General features: G+C 63.9%; 15 protein-coding genes. 12 read left to right on the forward strand and 3 right to left on the reverse strand.

Annotated elements, in window-relative coordinates:
• The first annotated feature begins 5 nt into the window (after nt 1-5).
• The 7 genes from HU766_RS10680 to HU766_RS10710 all read left to right on the forward strand — a co-directional run bounded on the left by HU766_RS10680 (nt 6) and on the right by HU766_RS10710 (nt 5,379).
• Complete coding sequence (locus tag HU766_RS10680) at nt 6-1,127, forward strand: chemotaxis response regulator protein-glutamate methylesterase (RefSeq protein WP_033699445.1); 1,122 nt, start codon at nt 6-8, stop codon at nt 1,125-1,127.
• Entirely contained in the window at nt 1,127-1,867 is a 741-nt protein-coding gene (locus HU766_RS10685; protein WP_033699443.1) for a flagellar motor protein, read from the forward strand. Before HU766_RS10680 ends, HU766_RS10685 begins: the two co-directional genes overlap by 1 nt.
• A 3-nt stretch (nt 1,868-1,870) precedes the next feature.
• Nucleotides 1,871-2,728 carry a flagellar motor protein MotD gene (gene motD / locus HU766_RS10690; protein WP_033699441.1) on the forward strand — a complete coding sequence of 286 codons (858 nt, stop codon included), beginning with the start codon at nt 1,871-1,873 and terminating at the stop codon, nt 2,726-2,728.
• Between the two features lie 77 nt (nt 2,729-2,805).
• Nucleotides 2,806-3,594 carry a ParA family protein gene (locus tag HU766_RS10695; protein WP_033699440.1) on the forward strand — a complete coding sequence of 263 codons (789 nt, stop codon included), beginning with the start codon at nt 2,806-2,808 and terminating at the stop codon, nt 3,592-3,594.
• Nucleotides 3,594-4,460: a CheW domain-containing protein gene (locus HU766_RS10700; RefSeq protein WP_186656343.1), complete on the forward strand. Its 867-nt coding sequence runs from the start codon at nt 3,594-3,596 to the stop codon at nt 4,458-4,460. Before HU766_RS10695 ends, HU766_RS10700 begins: the two co-directional genes overlap by 1 nt.
• Before the next feature lie 42 nt (nt 4,461-4,502).
• Nucleotides 4,503-4,982, forward strand: a complete 480-nt coding sequence (locus HU766_RS10705) for a chemotaxis protein CheW (RefSeq protein ID WP_003254393.1) — start codon at nt 4,503-4,505, stop codon at nt 4,980-4,982.
• Between the two features lies 1 nt (nt 4,983).
• Nucleotides 4,984-5,379: a DUF2802 domain-containing protein gene (locus tag HU766_RS10710; RefSeq protein ID WP_186656518.1), complete on the forward strand. Its 396-nt coding sequence runs from the start codon at nt 4,984-4,986 to the stop codon at nt 5,377-5,379.
• A gap of 33 nt (nt 5,380-5,412) precedes the next feature.
• Here the strand turns inward: HU766_RS10710 and HU766_RS10715 are convergent, their stop codons facing one another.
• The 3 genes from HU766_RS10715 to HU766_RS10725 all read right to left on the reverse strand — a co-directional run bounded on the left by HU766_RS10715 (nt 5,413) and on the right by HU766_RS10725 (nt 10,170).
• A complete protein-coding gene (locus tag HU766_RS10715) occupies nt 5,413-8,145 on the reverse strand; it encodes a DUF6543 domain-containing protein (protein ID WP_186656345.1) in 2,733 nt (910 codons plus the stop codon).
• A gap of 127 nt (nt 8,146-8,272) precedes the next feature.
• A complete protein-coding gene (locus HU766_RS10720) occupies nt 8,273-8,617 on the reverse strand; it encodes an EscU/YscU/HrcU family type III secretion system export apparatus switch protein (protein WP_033699435.1) in 345 nt (114 codons plus the stop codon).
• On the reverse strand, nt 8,614-10,170 hold the full coding sequence (locus HU766_RS10725; RefSeq protein ID WP_047583657.1) for a flagellar hook-length control protein FliK: 1,557 nt from the start codon (nt 10,168-10,170) through the stop codon (nt 8,614-8,616). The genes HU766_RS10720 and HU766_RS10725 overlap by 4 nt, the downstream gene beginning before the upstream one ends.
• A 132-nt stretch (nt 10,171-10,302) precedes the next feature.
• Between HU766_RS10725 and ccmA the strand changes: the two genes are divergently transcribed.
• Genes ccmA through ccmE form a run of 5 tightly spaced genes read left to right on the forward strand, consistent with a single transcriptional unit; the run spans nt 10,303 to nt 13,039 of the window.
• On the forward strand, nt 10,303-10,935 hold the full coding sequence (ccmA, locus tag HU766_RS10730; RefSeq protein WP_186656347.1) for a cytochrome c biogenesis heme-transporting ATPase CcmA: 633 nt from the start codon (nt 10,303-10,305) through the stop codon (nt 10,933-10,935).
• Nucleotides 10,932-11,600, forward strand: coding sequence for a heme exporter protein CcmB (gene ccmB, locus HU766_RS10735; protein WP_027592998.1), 669 nt, complete (start codon nt 10,932-10,934; stop codon nt 11,598-11,600). Before ccmA ends, ccmB begins: the two co-directional genes overlap by 4 nt.
• 46 nt (nt 11,601-11,646) lie before the next feature.
• Entirely contained in the window at nt 11,647-12,414 is a 768-nt protein-coding gene (locus HU766_RS10740; RefSeq protein ID WP_033699432.1) for a heme ABC transporter permease, read from the forward strand.
• On the forward strand, nt 12,411-12,587 hold the full coding sequence (gene ccmD, locus HU766_RS10745; RefSeq protein WP_033699430.1) for a heme exporter protein CcmD: 177 nt from the start codon (nt 12,411-12,413) through the stop codon (nt 12,585-12,587). The genes HU766_RS10740 and ccmD overlap by 4 nt, the downstream gene beginning before the upstream one ends.
• Nucleotides 12,584-13,039, forward strand: coding sequence for a cytochrome c maturation protein CcmE (gene ccmE, locus HU766_RS10750; protein ID WP_186656349.1), 456 nt, complete (start codon nt 12,584-12,586; stop codon nt 13,037-13,039). Before ccmD ends, ccmE begins: the two co-directional genes overlap by 4 nt.
• Nucleotides 13,040-13,041 lie beyond the last annotated feature (2 nt).

The raw sequence follows: 13,041 nt of genomic DNA on the forward strand, positions 1-13,041 counted from the left end.
TGTTTATGGCAGTCAAGGTCCTGGTGGTGGATGATTCCGGTTTCTTCCGCCGCCGCGTCTCGGAAATCCTCTCGGCGGACCCGACGATCCAGGTAGTGGGTACCGCGACCAATGGCAAGGAAGCAATCGACCAGGCGCTGGCGCTCAAGCCCGATGTCATCACCATGGACTACGAGATGCCCATGATGGATGGCATCACGGCGGTGCGGCACATCATGCAGCGCTGCCCGACGCCGGTACTGATGTTCTCTTCGCTGACCCACGAAGGTGCCCGGGTGACCCTGGACGCACTGGATGCCGGTGCGGTGGATTACCTGCCGAAGAACTTCGAGGACATCTCGCGCAACCCGGAGAAGGTCAAGCAACTGCTGTGCGAGAAGGTGCACACCCTGTCGCGCAGCAACCGCCGTTTCGGCAGCTACAGCCCCGCGCCAGCCGCCGCACCGGCCGCCGCGAGCAGCGCTGCGCCAACCAGCAGCTTCGCCAGCCCCGCACCGGTGCGCACTGCTGCGCCGGTGCGCGCGGCGGCAGCGCCAGCGGCACATGCCCCGGCACCCAAGCGCAAACCCTACAAACTGGTGGCCATCGGTACCTCCACGGGTGGCCCGGTGGCGCTGCAGCGGGTACTGACGCAACTGCCTGCCAACTTCCCGGCGCCGATCGTGCTGATCCAGCACATGCCGGCGGCCTTTACCAAGGCCTTTGCCGAGCGCCTGGACAAGCTGTGCAAGATCAGCGTGAAGGAAGCCGAGGACGGTGACGTGCTGCGCCCAGGCCTGGCGCTGCTGGCCCCAGGTGGCAAGCAGATGATGATCGATGGCCGCGGCACGGTGAAGATCCTGCCCGGCGACGAGCGCCTGAACTACAAGCCGTGCGTGGACATCACTTTCGGCTCGGCGGCCAAGTCGTACGGCGACAAGGTGCTGTCGGTGGTGCTGACCGGCATGGGCGCCGATGGTCGTGAAGGCGCGCGCCTGCTCAAGCAGGGTGGCAGTACCGTGTGGGCCCAGGATGAAGCCAGCTGCGTGATCTATGGCATGCCCATGGCCATCGTCAAGGCTAACCTGGCCGACGCGGTGTACAGCCTGGACGAGATCGGCAAGCACCTGGTCGAGGCCTGCGTCTGATGGATGTACTAAGCCTGATTGGCCTGATCCTGGCGTTCGTCGCGATTGTCGGCGGCAACTTCCTCGAAGGCGGGCATGTCGGCGCGCTGATCAACGGCCCGGCGGGTTTGATCGTGTTGGGCGGTACCTTGGCGGCGGCCTTGCTGCAGTCGCCATTGCCGGCTTTCAAGCGGGCCTTGCAGATCCTGCGCTGGATCCTCTTTCCGCCCCGCGTCGACCTGGCCGGTGGTATCGATCGGGTGGTCAGCTGGAGCCTGACGGCGCGCAAGGAAGGCCTACTGGGCCTGGAAGGGGTGGCCGATGCCGAGCCCGACCCGTATGCGCGCAAGGGCTTGCAACTGCTGGTCGACGGCGCCGAGCCAGAAGCCATCCGCAGCATCCTTGAAGTCGACTTCCTGACCCAGGAGGGCCGTGATATCCAGGCTGCCAAGGTGTTCGAGAGCATGGGCGGCTATGCGCCAACCATCGGCATCATCGGTGCGGTCATGGGCCTGATCCATGTCATGGGCAACCTGGCCGACCCGTCGCAGTTGGGTAACGGCATCGCCGTGGCGTTCGTCGCCACCATCTACGGTGTGGCCAGCGCCAACCTGATCCTGTTGCCGATCGCCAACAAGCTCAAGGCCATCGTCATGCGCCAGTCGCGCTACCGCGAGATGCTGCTCGAGGGCCTGTTGTCGATTGCCGAGGGTGAGAACCCGCGCTCGATCGAACTGAAGCTGCAAGGCTTCATGGAGTAACCCATGCGTCGCCGTCGTCATACCGAGGAACACGAGAATCACGAACGCTGGCTGGTGTCGTACGCCGACTTCATCACCTTGCTGTTCGCGTTTTTCGTGGTCATGTATTCGATTTCCTCGATCAACGAGGGCAAGTACAAGGTCATCTCGCAGGCCTTGATCGGGGTGTTCAACGACCCTGAACGGAGCATGAAGCCGATCCCGGTCGGGGATGAGCAACCCCTGAGCGTGCGCCCGGCCGAGCCTTTGGTGAGGGAAAGCGAGCAGACCGAGGCGGGCCTTGCGCAAACCAATGTCGACCCGCTGAAGACCATCAGTGACGATGTGCGCGACGCCTTTGGCGACCTGATCAAGACCGACCAGATGACCGTACGCGGCAATGAGCTGTGGATCGAAATCGAGCTCAACTCCTCGCTGCTGTTCGGCAGCGGCGATGCCATGCCTAGCGACAAGGCCTTCGCGATCATCGAGAAGGTGGCGAACATCCTCAAGCCGTTCGCCAACCCGGTGCATGTCGAAGGTTTTACCGACAACCTGCCGATTCGCACCGCGCAGTACCCGACCAACTGGGAGTTGTCGTCGGCACGGGCGGCCAGCATCGTCCGCTTGCTGGCCATGGAGGGGGTGAACCCGGCGCGCATGGCATCGGTGGGCTATGGCGAGTACCAGCCGGTCGCCAGCAACGACAGTGCCGAAGGCCGTGCCCGCAACCGTCGTGTGGTACTGGTGATTTCCCGTAACCTCGAAGTGCGCCGCAGCCTGACCGGCTCTGGCAGCGCCAATGCCACGCCAGATGCTGCGTTGCGCCGGGCTGGCACACAAAGTGCACCGGCTACGCCAGCAATGGCGGCGGGGCAGTAACTCGTCAATTCTCCGTCACCAAATACCATACCGTTCCCGGCAGGGCAGGCGGCCACACCGGGAGGAAGCAACGAACGATGAGAGTCTGGGCAGTAGCCAATCAAAAAGGTGGCGTCGGCAAGACCACCACGACCATCGCCCTGGCTGGGCTGCTGGCTGAGGCGGGCAAGCGCGTGGTCGTCGTCGACCTCGACCCGCACGGTTCGATGACCAGTTATTTCGGGCACAACCCCGATGCGCTGGAGCACAGCTGCTATGACCTGTTCCTGCACCAGGGCAGCGTGCCGGAGGGTTTGCCTGGGCAGTTGCTGTTGCCGACCAGTGATGAGCGTATCTCGCTGCTGCCTTCGAGCACCGCGCTGGCGGTGCTGGAGCGCCAGTCGCCGGGCAAGAACGGCCTGGGCCTGGTGATCGCCAAGAGTCTGGCGCAGCTGTGGCAGGACTTCGACTTCGCCTTGATCGACAGCCCACCCTTGCTTGGCGTGCTGATGGTCAATGCCCTGGCCGCGAGCCAGCAGCTGGTGATACCGGTACAGACCGAGTTCCTGGCGGTGAAGGGCCTGGAGCGCATGGTTGGGACCTTGGCCATGGTCAACCGTTCGCGTAAACAGGCCTTGCCTTACCAGATCGTGCCGACCCTGTTCGACCGCCGTACTCAGGCTTCCCTGGGCACGCTCAAACTGTTGCGCGACACCTATGAGCAGAATGTCTGGCAGGGTTACATCCCGGTCGATACCCGCTTGCGCGATGCCAGCCGCAAGGGCGTCACGCCGTCGCAGTTCGATGGCAAGAGCCGTGGCCTGATTGCCTACCGGGCGCTGCTCAAGCACTTGCTCACTTACAAAAACGCAGTGCAGGTGGCCTGATGACCCAGACCCGGCAAACCGGCACGCGGCCGCAGATGGCCCTGCAATCCTACCTCGATGGCCTGTTGCAGGAGGCCACTGAGGCCGACGATCTGATCGAGCCGGCGGCAGACGTCGCCGATGCGGTGCGCGTGGAACAGGCACCTGAAGCACGCCAGCCAGCGCAGCCCGCCGCTGTCGCGCAGCGGCCCTTTGCCGAGCCGCGGCTGAAGGTGTTGCCCAGCGTGCTGCCGGTGGAAGAACCGGTGGTCACGGTAGTCGAGAGCGAAGTGCTGGCCGAGGCCAGCGTCCCGGTCCTGACCGAAGAACAGAGCGTGGAACCGGCAGTGCCGTTGGTGGATGTGCACCTGCCCGCGCCGAACCTGCCGGTGCCCCCGGCAAGCATCGACGGCCGCCCGGCCTGGGCGGCGGAGCCGTTCGAGTGCCTGCTGTTCGATGTCGCCGGCTTGACCCTGGCGGTGCCCTTGGTATGCCTGGGCTCGATTTACAACCTGGCCGGCCAGGAACTGACGCCGCTGTTCGGCCAACCTGACTGGTTTCTCGGCATCCTGACCTGCCAGGCCGGCAACCTCAAAGTCCTCGACACCGCGCGCTGGGTGATGCCCGACCGCTACCGTGACGACTTCCGCCAGGGCCTGCAGTATGTGATTTCCGTGCAGGGCTACGAATGGGGGCTGGCCGTGCACCAGGTCAGCCGCTCATTGCGCCTGGACCCGTCCGAGATCAAGTGGCGCAGCCAGCGTGGCCAACGCCCGTGGCTGGCCGGCACGGTGATCGAACACATGTGTGCCCTGCTCGACGTCGCCGAACTGGCCGAGCTGATCGCCAGTGGCGCGGTCAAGCAGATGCACGCCAAACACCAATGACACCGCACACACCGCCTATGGCGGACTTTAAGGGGTAGGGGAATGAAAAAGTCGTCTGCACAAGGTTCCGAAGATCCGATTCTGCAGTGGGTAACCTTCCGTCTGGACAACGAGTCCTACGGGATCAATGTCATGCAGGTGCAGGAAGTGCTGCGCTACACCGAGATCGCCCCGGTACCGGGCGCACCGAGCTATGTGCTGGGCATCATCAACCTGCGCGGCAACGTGGTGACAGTGATCGACACCCGCCAGCGTTTTGGCCTGATGCCGACCGAGGTGACCGACAACACCCGTATCGTCATCATCGAGGCGGACAAGCAAGTGGTCGGCATCCTGGTCGATAGCGTCGCCGAGGTGGTCTACCTGCGTCAGTCCGAGATCGAGACGGCGCCGAACGTGGGTAACGAAGAGTCGGCCAAGTTCATCCAGGGCGTGTGCAACAAGAACGGCGAACTGCTGATACTGGTCGAGCTGGACAAGATGATGACCGAGGAAGAGTGGTCCGAGCTTGAGAACATCTGAGTTGATCTTCGAGGTTGCTGTCATCTTCCTGGCGCTGCTGTGGGTGCTCAGCTTGTGGATGTTCCTCAACCACAGCAAGCGCCAGCGCGAGCTGGCCGCGCAACAGGCCGAGGGCGATGCCCTGCGCGATCAACGCATCAAAGACCTGAGCAAGCGCCTGGACGACTACCAGAACGGTACGGTGCGCATGGGTGAGGCCATCCATGACCTGCGCGAAACCCTGGCCACCCTGCCTGACCGGCTGGAACGCCTGGAGCAGCGCGACCCCAGCAGCGTCACCTTCAGCCAGGCGGCCAAGCTGGTCGGCATGGGCGCAAGTGTGTCGGAGCTGACTGAAACCTGCGGCCTGACCCGGGCCGAGGCGGAGTTGATGAGCAAGCTGCACCGCAGCGAGTAGTACGGCGCTGCACTGCCCCGGTCATTGGCCAGTTCACGGGCCTTGCCAACTGTGGGCGTGGCCCATCTCGGCTACCTGATCCAGCGGTACATGGTCACGGATGACCCGATGAAGCTCGCTCAACTCCAGGGTCGCATGGAGGTCGTACAGCGGCGATACCATCAGGGTGCAGAGCTCGCGCAGTTGCTTGAGCCAGGGCAGGCGCTCGTCGATTACATGGTTGAGCACGCCTGGGCCGGTCAGCAGGTTGAGCCGCCTTGCATAGGCCTGGAAAGGTAGCGGCGCCAGGCGCGCGTCCGGCCGGCTGGCATAGAAGTCGGGCACCAGCTGGTAGCGGCGAAGGATTTCGTCCGAGATGGCACTCAGGTTTGGATTGCCTGGGTGGCTGCCGATCATGCTGCTGTTGAACTGGATGTACATGCCCAACTGGTCGTTGGAAACAGGCGGTGACAACAGCAGGCCATCCCTTGTGGTCTTGAGTTGGAGCCTGGCCAGCGGCGCGGTGCCCTCCGCGCCGCTCGCCGCCAGCAAGCGGTCATCGGCATCCAGGTACAGGCCACCGTAGTGTTCGAGCAGTCGGTAGCGCAGGATGTCGCAGGCCGAGGCAAAGTTGCGCCCCTGACCCTGTTTGCCGTCAAGGGCGGCGCGATACTGCGGGTAGTAGGGCGACAGGGTGAAATGCTGGTAAAACTCTTGGTCTTCGAGGGGCATGAGCAGGGCGCTTTCACTCCGCGCGCGCAGGGTTTTCAGATTGTGCAGGTAGGCTGCGTTGTTTTGCCGCGACAGCAGGATCTGGAAGCGATAGCCGCTGCTGCGTATCACCTGTGCGTTATGCACCAGCGCCTCGAGGTATTCGCCCTGCAAGGGCTGGTCGCCCACCCAGATACTGCTGACTACCTTGGGCAGCGGCATGCGCTGCAGGCCGTTGTAAGGCTCGTAGTCGATCGGCAGCTCGATATTGATGCCCAAGGCGCGCAGCGTGGCCATGCGCTGGTGGTGGGTGGGGGTGGCCCTGCTCTGGCTTGATGACAGCACCAAAGCAGGGTCGCCTTCGGTGCCCAGCGCCCAGCGCGGCGGGCTGATCAACTTTGCATCCCGGGTGCGGATGAAGCAGTTGGTGGCGAATTCGTATTGAACCCATTCGTTGACCAGGCCTTGTCGGGTGCTGAGCCAGGCGGCGAAACGGTGCCGAAGGTTTTCCTCGATCGTGGTCACCACGGCGGCATGGGTCGACGCCTGTACCGACGGCTCGCGGAACGCGAGTTCAGCGGGCTCCAGTGCCGTTTGCTCCAGCAGCGGTGCCGCACCGACGCGGGCATTGAACAAGGTGTCCAACAGTTGGGAACGGAAGAAGCCTGGGCGGGTCGTGCGAAATACCTCGGCGTACCTGACCGCCTGGCCAGTGCCGGTGGGTAGGGCATTGAACAGGCCGAACACCTGGTCTGTCACGCCTTGTGCCTTTACCTCGGGGGTCTTGCCATTGATGGCGGCATCCAGGCCCAGGCTGAACTGCGCCAGGCCGCCAGCTACCAGCAACGGGGCCAGTTCGGGCAGTACCACCATCAGGGGTAGCAGCAGGTTGGTGGCAAGGTTCAGGTAGCTGGCCCATTTGGCCTTGTTGACGGCATGGTTGCTGGTGATCTGGCTATCGGCATCGGCGTAGGCACGGCGCTTTTGCAGCAAGGTCAGGTGGGTGAACAGGTCGCCCTCCAGGGTGCTGTCGTACTTGTCGGGGCGAAAATCGATAATGTATTGCGGGTCCCAGAAACCACTGGTGGCAAAGCCTGGATGGTCATGGCTCAGGCGGTGCGCTTTGGGGTAAAGGCCCAGGCCTGTCAGTGCGGTGCGCAGGCCGCTGAAATCGAGGCCGTCCGGCCAGTCAGTACGGGCGAAACAGGCCATCAGTGCATCGCGTTTGGCGGCGTCCTGGCATTGCCTGGCCAGCCAGCGCTTCATCGCCGAAGAGTCGGCGAACTCATGGAAAGGCGAAGCATTGCCAGGCAAGTACAGCACTACCAACGGCTGGCTGGCGTGACGGATCTGCACGATGCTAGTGGAAATGTAGCCGTAGATATTGAGCATGCTTAACCGCGCGTTGCTGCGGGCGATCAACTGCGCCGCCTCCCACAGCAGTTGGCGGCCAGGCCCGGACAGGCTGTTGAGCAACACCTGCTTGTTGCAGGCGGCGATGAAGGCAATCTTCAGGGCGCGCTGATAGTGCCCTTGTCGCTTGTCCCAATAGGTATCCAGGCGGGCCTTGAAACTGTTGTGAAAATGCAGGTTCCACAGAAAGCTCTGGAAATTCTCGGCGCGAATCGGCAGGCAGTTGTCCGGTGCGTAGCGGCTGGGTTGGGTGCGTCGGTAGAGGCCGTTGAAGACAAGGTAGGGCGCGGCATTGGACAACATACTCAGCGGTACCAGGCGGTCGACCAATATCACTTGACCAGCCGGTGGCAGCCCTGCCCAGTTGCCGTAATGGAAACCGCCATAGCCGGCTGCGGTTTCACCTTGCCAGTTGGCCAGCAATGCCTCGACCAGGTTCATTCTTTGGGTAATGACGGCATTGTCCGCAGCGCCAGTGTGGCTGTCGGCGCGAGGCGCAGCCTGGTAGTGAAGGGTCACCACATCGATCAGTAGTGGCGAATCGGTGATGCCGTGTTGGCGCAGCCAACCGCTCAGCAGTTCCACGGCCAGGGTATCGGGGCGAGGGAAGTCCTGCAGTGCCTGACGCACCAGGCTGAGGTTGGAAAGGGGGATGGGGTGCATACTGTGTTCCTGGGGGAATGAGAAGCGCAGGATGGCGATGGGTTGTGCGTGTGGGGGCTACATAGTGCTATGGCTGGCGTAGCGAGGCTGGCACCTCGCCTGGCAGGTGGTGGTAGCTGCTGCTGCGTTACTCGATGCTGTTGCCAAACGGCAGGCGAGCGGGGTTGGGGGTGATGTCCCGTTCGCCGGCCGGTACGTCGCTGAACCCAACGGGCACCTTGCCGCGCAACTGCCAGGCAAAGGCAATGATTTCGGCAATGGTCAGGTACAGCGCCTCGGGTATCTGCTCGCCCAGCTCCAGCCGTGCCAGCAGGCTTACCAGCTCGGCGTTTTCGTAGATCGGCACCTCGTGTTGGCGGGCAAGTTCAAGAATGGCTTCGGCCAGGGCATCGTCGCCCTTGGCGCTGAGCGTGGGGGCCTGTTGGCCGTCGTAGCTCAGGGCAATGGCCTGGCGCGGTGTTTTGCCACTCATGCGTTTTCGTCCACCCAGCGTTGTTCGACCCGCGTGCGGGGGCCTTGGGGTGGGGTGCCGGGGTGGCATTCCAGGTCGCCGACGTCCAGGCCCCTGGCCAGCAGGCGCTCGCGCAGGGTGCCAAGCTGGCTGTCGATCAGCCGCGCGGTCTGTTCCTGTTCTGCCCACAGTTGCCCGTTCAGGCGGCCCTGGCTCAGTTGTGCCTGCACTTGCAAAGGGCCAAGCGGAGCGAGGTCGAAGGCCAACTCGATACGCCACAGCGCTTGTAGCGGGTCATGCTCTTGGTGCTGGCGGTCAGCTTGCTGTTGCGGCGTTTCTTCGCGTTGCAGCTTGACCTGCAGCGGGATGAACTCCTGGCCATGGCGGATCGGCACTTCAGTCTGCCAGGTGGTCTGCAGGTTGCCGTTTTCAAGGTTGCCGCTCTGCTGCAGGCTGCTCATGGCATGGCTCTGCAGGCGTGAAACGGCCGCCGCGGCCAGGCGCAGCAACTGTTGCAGGTCGCCTTCGTCTTCCATGGCCTTGAGTAGCCGCGAAGGCAGCGGAAACGCCCCTGGCTGTGGTTTCGGGCTGACCCGGTCGAGCATGCCCAGGGCGCCACGGGCGAGGGCCGGCAGGGTCAGGGCCAAGGTGCTTGGCATCAGGGCCGGTGCACCGGGCGCGGTGACCGAGGCCTGGGTGATCAACCTGAGCAGGTGGGCCTTGAGATCAGTGGCCACGCTGGCGGGGAAGCCACCCAGCAGCTTCGCTTCGAGGAAGGTACCGCTGTTGCTCAGGGCTTGGGCGACGGCTTTGGCATCGCCGAGCTGGCGCACGTCCGGCAGCCCGGCCAGCAAACGCTCGGCACTGCTGCGCAGGCTACCGTCGGCGCCGGGGTCGCGGGCGACCTGCTGCAATGCACTGAGCAGGCCGGTTAACGAGGCCTGGCGATTTTGCTGGGTGAGCAGTTGCTGGGCGATGCTGAGCTGGTCTTGCCGGCCGCTGAGCGGCACGAATTGCAGCGACTGGTCGCCTTGCACCCGCGCGCTGAGCAGGCTGCCTACGGGCAGCGGGCGCGGGCTGTCGATGGTCAGGGTGGCACCGGCCTGCGCGCTGTTGAGCAGGCTCACCAGTGCCCGGTAACCGGCTGTTTGGCCCGGCGCTTGTAGGATGGGCTGGTTGGTCAGGACCTTGCCTTGCAGCAGGGTACCGACCGGCACCTTGGCCGTGTCCAGGCGGGTGAGGGTGGCGATGTTGCTGGCGCTGGCCTGTTGCAGCATGATCGCCAGGCGATTGCCCTCGGTCTGGCTGACGGTGACTTGGCTGCCGGGGGGTAACGGCTGGCTGGCGCTGGCCTGCAATTGGGTCTGGGCGCCGTTGGCCTGGATCAGCCGCAGAACGACCTGGAACTCCCGGCCCAGCTGGCGTAGCGACACGACCTCGGCTTGCGCCGTTTCGCCAGGGGCGAGCAAGCCGGGCTGTGCTTGGGTCAGGCGCAGCAGTTCGCCGGTCATGCCCGCCTTGATGGCCTGGGCGCTGATCGCGGTTTGTGCGCCGAGACTATTGATTTCAGTCATGATTGTATACAACCTGTCGAACCCGCCTCTTGGCAGCGAGGCCGTGCATGTAATAATGCCGCCCGCCCGCCACTGCCAGTATAACGGCAGCGAGGGGGGCGACTTGAGCCGTAAACTGGATAAGGCGAAACCGTGACCCTTCATCTCCAAGCCGCAGGCCTGGCCTGCGAGCGCGACTGGCGCCTGCTGTTCGAGCAGCTCGATTTCGAGCTGCGGCCCGGCGACATGCTGCAGATCAGCGGCCCCAACGGCAGCGGCAAGACCAGCTTGCTGCGCCTGTTGGCTGGGTTGATGCAGCCGACCGCCGGGCAGATCCTGCTGGGCGGCAAGCCGTTGGCCGACCAGCGCCATGCCTTGGCCAGCATCCTGCTGTGGATCGGCCACGCTGCGGGCATCAAAGACCTGCTCACCGCCGAGGAGAACCTCACCTGGCTCTGTGCCCTGCACCAGCCCGCCAGCGCCGAGCGCATCTGGGCGGCGCTGGCGGCAGTCGGCCTGCGCGGCTTCGAAGACGTGCCGTGCCATACCTTGTCGGCCGGCCAGCAGCGCCGTGTAGCCCTGGCCCGGCTGTACCTGGACAGCCCGCCCTTGTGGATTCTCGACGAACCGTTCACCGCCCTCGACAAGCAAGGTGTGGCGCAGCTCGAAGCGCACTTGGCGGCGCATTGCGAGCAGGGTGGCACGGTGGTGCTGACCACCCACCACAGCCTTGAACGCAAGCCGTCGGGCTACCGTGAACTGAACCTGGGGCAATGGGCAGCATGAGCGTATTCATCCTGTTGCTGCGCCGCGAAGCGCGTCTGTTGTTCCGCCGCCCCGCAGAACTGGCCAACCCGCTGGTGTTCTTCGCCATCGTCGTTGCCCTGTTCCCGCTGGCGGTCGGCCCTGAAAGCCAATTGTTGCAAACCTTGTCACCTGGCCTGGTGTGGGTTGCGGCCTTGCTGGCCGTGCTGTTATCGCTGGACGGCCTGTTCCGCAGCGATTTCGAGGATGGCTCGCTGGAGCAATGGGTGCTGTCGCCGCATCCACTGGCGTTGCTGGTGCTGGCCAAGGTGCTGGCGCACTGGATCTTTTCCGGCCTGGCGCTGGTATTGTTGGCGCCACTGCTGGCGCTGATGCTGGGGTTGCCGAGCCATTGCCTGCCGGTGCTGCTCGCCTCCTTGCTGCTGGGCACGCCGGTACTGAGCCTGTTGGGTGCAGTGGGTGCGGCGCTGACGGTCGGTCTCAAACGTGGTGGGTTGCTGCTGGCGTTGCTGATTCTGCCGTTGTATATCCCTGTATTGATCCTGGGCAGTGGTGCGTTGCAGGCGGCGTTGCAGAATATGCCCGCCACTGGCCACCTGCTCTGGCTTGCCAGCCTCACGGCCCTGGCGGTGACACTGGCACCCTTTGCGATAGCGGCCGGCCTGAAGATCAGCGTCGGCGAATAACGAGTCCTGGGCTCTCAAGCCCGGCTAATACCCTGGATGTACCCTGATGAAAATGAGTTGGACGTGGTTCCACAAACTCGGTTCTCCCAAATGGTTCTATGCCATCAGCGGCCGCATGCTGCCATGGCTGACGGTCTGCGCCATCGTGCTGTTGCTGGTGGGCGTCACCTGGGGCCTGGCGTTCGCGCCCCAGGATTACCAACAGGGCAATAGTTTCCGCATCATCTACATCCATGTGCCGGCGGCGATGCTGGCGCAATCGTGCTACGTGCTGCTGGCGGTGGCCGGGGTGGTGGGCCTGGTGTGGAAGATGAAACTGGCCGACGTCGCCCTGCAATGCGCCGCGCCCATCGGCGCCTGGATGACCGCCGTGGCGCTGGTCACCGGCGCCATCTGGGGCAAGCCGACCTGGGGTAGCTGGTGGGTGTGGGATGCGCGGCTGACGTCGATGCTGATCCTGCTGTTCTTGTACTTCGGCATTATTGCGCTGGGCCAGGCAATCAGTAATCGTGACAGCGCGGCCAAGGCCTGCGCGGTGCTGGCCATCGTCGGGGTGATCAACATACCGATCATCAAGTACTCGGTGGAGTGGTGGAACACCCTGCACCAGGGCGCCACCTTCACCCTCACCGAAAAGCCTGCGATGCCTGCCGAGATGTGGCTGCCGCTGCTGTGCACGGCACTGGGCTTCTACTGCTTCTTCGGCGTGGTGCTGTTGTTGCGCATGCGCCTTGAGGTGCTCAAGCGCGAGGCACGCGCCAGTTGGGTCAAGGAGGAAGTGTTGAACAGCCTGGGGCGGAGGGCCGCGCAATGAGTTTCGCCTCGTTCGGTGATTTCCTCGCCATGGGCCACCACGGCCTGTACGTGTGGACGGCCTATGGCATTTGCCTGGCGGTATTGGCGCTGAACGTCGCCACCCCACTGCTGGCCCGCCGTCGCTACCTGCAAGATGAGGCGCGCCGCTTGCGCCGGGAGAACAACCAGTGAATCCGCAGCGCAAGAAACGCCTGTTGCTCATTGCCGGCCTGCTGGTCGGTGTCGGGATTGCCGTCGGCTTTGCCCTGAGCGCATTGCAGCAGAACATCAACCTGTTCTACACGCCGACTCAGATCGCCAATGGCGAAGCCCCCCTGGATACCCGTATTCGGGCTGGCGGCATGGTCGAAAAAGGTTCGGTGCAGCGCTCGGCTGACTCGCTCGACGTGCGCTTCGTGGTCACTGACTTCAGCAAGTCGGTGCCGATCACCTACCGCGGCATCCTCCCCGACCTGTTCCGTGAAGGGCAGGGCATCGTTGCCCTGGGCAAGCTCAATGGTGAAGGTGTGGTGGTGGCCGATGAAGTGCTGGCCAAGCACGACGAGAAGTACATGCCGCCCGAGGTCACCAAGGCCCTGAAGGAAAGCGGCCAGGCCGCTGCAGGCGCGGAGGCCAAGCCATGAAC

Origin of the sequence: Pseudomonas sp. SWRI77 (assembly GCF_014269105.1) — a bacterium.
Lineage (GTDB): Bacteria > Pseudomonadota > Gammaproteobacteria > Pseudomonadales > Pseudomonadaceae > Aquipseudomonas > Aquipseudomonas capeferrum.

Bases quoted from the DNA above. Each gene is read 5' to 3' on its own strand.
- HU766_RS10680 (WP_033699445.1), top strand. From the start codon at position 6: ATGGCAGTCAAGGTCCTGGTGGTGGATGATTCCGGTTTCTTCCGCCGC.
- HU766_RS10685 (WP_033699443.1), top strand. From the start codon at position 1,127: ATGGATGTACTAAGCCTGATTGGCCTGATCCTGGCGTTCGTCGCGATT.
- motD (WP_033699441.1), top strand. From the start codon at position 1,871: ATGCGTCGCCGTCGTCATACCGAGGAACACGAGAATCACGAACGCTGG.
- HU766_RS10695 (WP_033699440.1), top strand. From the start codon at position 2,806: ATGAGAGTCTGGGCAGTAGCCAATCAAAAAGGTGGCGTCGGCAAGACC.
- HU766_RS10700 (WP_186656343.1), top strand. From the start codon at position 3,594: ATGACCCAGACCCGGCAAACCGGCACGCGGCCGCAGATGGCCCTGCAA.
- HU766_RS10705 (WP_003254393.1), top strand. From the start codon at position 4,503: ATGAAAAAGTCGTCTGCACAAGGTTCCGAAGATCCGATTCTGCAGTGG.
- HU766_RS10715 (WP_186656345.1), bottom strand. From the start codon at position 8,145: ATGCACCCCATCCCCCTTTCCAACCTCAGCCTGGTGCGTCAGGCACTG.
- HU766_RS10720 (WP_033699435.1), bottom strand. From the start codon at position 8,617: ATGAGTGGCAAAACACCGCGCCAGGCCATTGCCCTGAGCTACGACGGC.
- HU766_RS10725 (WP_047583657.1), bottom strand. From the start codon at position 10,170: ATGACTGAAATCAATAGTCTCGGCGCACAAACCGCGATCAGCGCCCAG.
- ccmB (WP_027592998.1), top strand. From the start codon at position 10,932: ATGAGCGTATTCATCCTGTTGCTGCGCCGCGAAGCGCGTCTGTTGTTC.
- HU766_RS10740 (WP_033699432.1), top strand. From the start codon at position 11,647: ATGAAAATGAGTTGGACGTGGTTCCACAAACTCGGTTCTCCCAAATGG.
- ccmD (WP_033699430.1), top strand. From the start codon at position 12,411: ATGAGTTTCGCCTCGTTCGGTGATTTCCTCGCCATGGGCCACCACGGC.